This window comes from Streptomyces sp. NPDC088785 (assembly GCF_044750685.1).
GTDB lineage: Bacteria > Actinomycetota > Actinomycetes > Streptomycetales > Streptomycetaceae > Streptomyces.
Map to the genome: position 1 here is coordinate 1 of NZ_JBIVKH010000025.1, position 3,075 is coordinate 3,075.

General features: G+C 68.9%; 2 protein-coding genes. Both read right to left on the reverse strand.

The annotated features are described in order from the left end of the window. Positions 1-604: 604 nt before the first annotated feature. Positions 605-1,180 carry a hypothetical protein gene (locus ACIP5K_RS35220; RefSeq protein ID WP_401416468.1) on the reverse strand — a complete coding sequence of 192 codons (576 nt, stop codon included), beginning with the start codon at positions 1,178-1,180 and terminating at the stop codon, positions 605-607. A 181-nt stretch (positions 1,181-1,361) separates the two neighbouring features. Next, complete coding sequence (locus ACIP5K_RS35225) at positions 1,362-2,207, reverse strand: hypothetical protein (RefSeq protein WP_401416471.1); 846 nt, start codon at positions 2,205-2,207, stop codon at positions 1,362-1,364. Between the last annotated feature and the right edge of the window lie 868 nt (positions 2,208-3,075).

Consider the following 3,075-nt stretch of genomic DNA (forward strand, 5'->3'; position numbering starts at 1 on the left):
GCGCGCCGTCTCCTGCGGAGACATGACGCGGAGTGACTGCGTCACTCCGAAGGCCGCCGCGCCGCTGCGCGGCGCCGGGCGGAGTGAGCCCGGCTGGCAGGCGCCTGCGGCGCCTGCTCGGCGGGCCCGGTTGCCCGGGGTCTGCGGCCTCCTGGTGGTGACCGGCTCCCGCCTCACAGCCTCCTGACGGAGGCTGTTTTCCCTGTTCAGGGGCTTGATCGGCCGCTGTCCCCCGGTGGTTGGTCCCTCCGGCCCTGCGGGGCCTCCGGTCCACCTGGGTCGCGCTCCCGCGCTCCCTGCATCTACAGAATGGGGCCCGGACGGGGCCGCTGTCAAGCCCTGTCACCCCTGCGTGTCCACACACGCACAGTCACAACCCGCTGAACTGACGCCTCATCAAGAGGTCTAAACCACCAAGGAATACAAGTCAAAGCCAATTCAGGCTGCATTCCGGCTCAAACCTCAAATCCATATCCGCCACAACCAAAAGCGGCAGCAACAGGAAAGGCAGGCCGAATCCAATACCGAAACCGCATCCCCACACCCCATACCAAAACCGCAAAAGACCCGGCATACGGATTGCGTATGCCGGGCCCGTGCTGTCTCAGTCTCGCTCGATGTGGGCGACCCAGGTGACGGCCTGAACGACGCTGGGAATCTCTCCGATCTCCCGCGCGGCGGTGCGGTAGCAGTCGGCAAGTGTGTTGTAGCGGCCGAGCGCTCCTAGTCCTCTGTCTCTATTTCCGTAGATCTCTTGTACGGCAATGTCGTGTGCGTGACGGTCGATAACGACCGGCTCCACGTCCTGCGGGTCAGCAATGCAGCGGTAGAAAAGCCCGGTTTTCAAGTGCATGGGAAGTACCTCAGCCGGGTCCGCACCCGCCATAATGCGATCTGCTTTGGTGAGCGCGTCGCGGACGTGTCCAGTCGCCTTTCCTTCTTGAAAAGCTCTGGCGGCGATTTTGCAATTCTCGCCCCAGGGCTTATTGGCGGAGAGTGCGGCCAGTACGCCCGCGCCCCTCTTCACGTCTCCGGCCGCGATCTCTGCGGCCAGCTCGTGGGCGGTGACGTACCAGGCACGCCCTCTGCGCTCTTGGTCGGCGGTGGCGCTGGTCCAGGTGCTGACGATGGCTCGGGTGTACGCGGTGCGCTGGTCTTCGGTGGTCTTGACCGGGATCACGGGGGTTCCTCAGGGGTGAGCGCGCGCCGGGGGTGCGGGGAGGAGCGCGGGCCCTGTGGGCGGCTCAACTCGCCGTGCGGCGCGGGGAGGGGGCCGAGGGGGCGGTTTGATGCCGGCCGATCGGCTGGAGGGGCGTGGGAGGCCCTGTGCGGGCCTCCCACGGTGTTGGTGACCCGGGTGGTCAGCTGGTGGTGTGCTGGCCCTTGGGGCGGCTCCCGGCGGGCCGGAGCTGGGTAAGCACGGTGAGTGCGCCGCGCAGTGATTCGGCGCGGAGCGTCGCGGCCGGGCACGGTTCCAAGATCCGGCGCGCGTAGTCCGGGTGGGCCGTGGTGCCGTCCTCCGCGATCATGCGGCGCGCGGTGAGCAGTACGCCGAGTGCGCCCGCGTAGTCGGTGGGGTGCGCCTGCGGGCAGGGGCAGGTGTGGCGGCGCTCGGCGGCCAGCTCGATGAGCGCGGCGGCGTGGTCGGCGACGGGGATGCATCCGGGGTGCCGGTTCGCGGGGCGCGGGATGCCGTCGCCGTTGCGGCCGCGCAGCTTGCTCCAGAATCGGTAGCCGATCCAGCCGCACAGGCGGCACTCCAGCAGCCAAGGCTGATCCGCTCCGGGGTACCCGGCCTTGGGCGTCCAACCGAGCTGGGCGACCCGCGCCATGGCCTCGGCGGCGCGTACGAGGGTGGCAAGGCTCAGCTTGAGGTCGGGCACAAGGTGGGCGTAGGTCTCGGTGCCCTCGATGCGGAGCAGGCCCGTGCGCGGAAGCGGGTGCGTGGTCGTGGCCTGCGCGGCGATGGTGGGGCGCTGGCCCTGGTCGATCATCTCGACGAGATGGTCGGCGGCTGCGAATCGGCCCGACGAAATGCCGTTCTTGCCGTTGGAAAAACGGCGGTCGATTCGGTGTCCGGGCATCGTTGCGAACCAGACTCCGTGTCGGCGGTAGATGGTTCCGGCGGGGAATCCGTCGACCATGACCGGGTACGAGCCGGAGGCGTCGCGCTTGCCGAGGGTGTAGCGCGTCTGCTGCTGTTCCATTGTGTTTCTCTTTTCGGTGTGCTGCTGGTTCTGTTCGCCGGTTGGGTGCCACTCCCTACCGACAAAAGAAACAATACCGAATTGAGTGTTGGAAATCGAGAATATCGGGCCCCAATGAGGCCTTTCGGGTGGACCTTTTTTAATTGCTTTTTTGGGCTGGAATTGCTTTACCAGGCCTTTTGGGCGGGGTAGTCGGGGCGGGGTGGTGCACCGGCCGTTTTCCCTGCGGAGCAGGGACGCCCGGGTGCTGCGGAGCAGCGACCGGCCAGGGCATCGGCGCGGAGCGGTGATGCCCGCAGCACGCGCCGGGATGCCGGAGGCAGCCCGCAGGGACCGCGGAGCGGTCCCGTGCCGCGCGTGGCGGCGGCCGGTGGGCCACCCCGCCCCGCCCACCCCGCCCAAAAAAGGGGGCTCTGCTGCTCCCTGCTGCGCCCCGAGCCCGACGGCTGCCGCGGGAACGTCCTGGTACGCCGCTGCGCCCTGCCGCGCCCGCTGCGCCGCCGGAGTTCGACCGGCTACCGACGGGGCGTCAGGGAGCCCCTGCGTGCCGCCTGGAGACGGTGCGGCGGCGGGCTATGCTGGTGGGGATCCTTTTCGGAGGGTTCTGTTGGCCGGCGCCCCGTGCCACCCGCTTCGGCGGACTGAGGGGCGCCGGTCTTTTGCGTTCTGCGTCGTCCGGGCGACGGCCCGGTGCTCGACGCCGGTGGACGCCCGCCGCGCGCTGTACCTCGCTATGCACCCTGTGCACCGGTCTGTCCGTCTCTGCTCCGCTCTGCGTCGTCCGGGCGACGGCCCGGTGCTCGACGCCGGTGGACGCCCGCCGCGCGCTGTACCTCGCTATGCACCCTGTGCACCGGTCTGTCCGTCT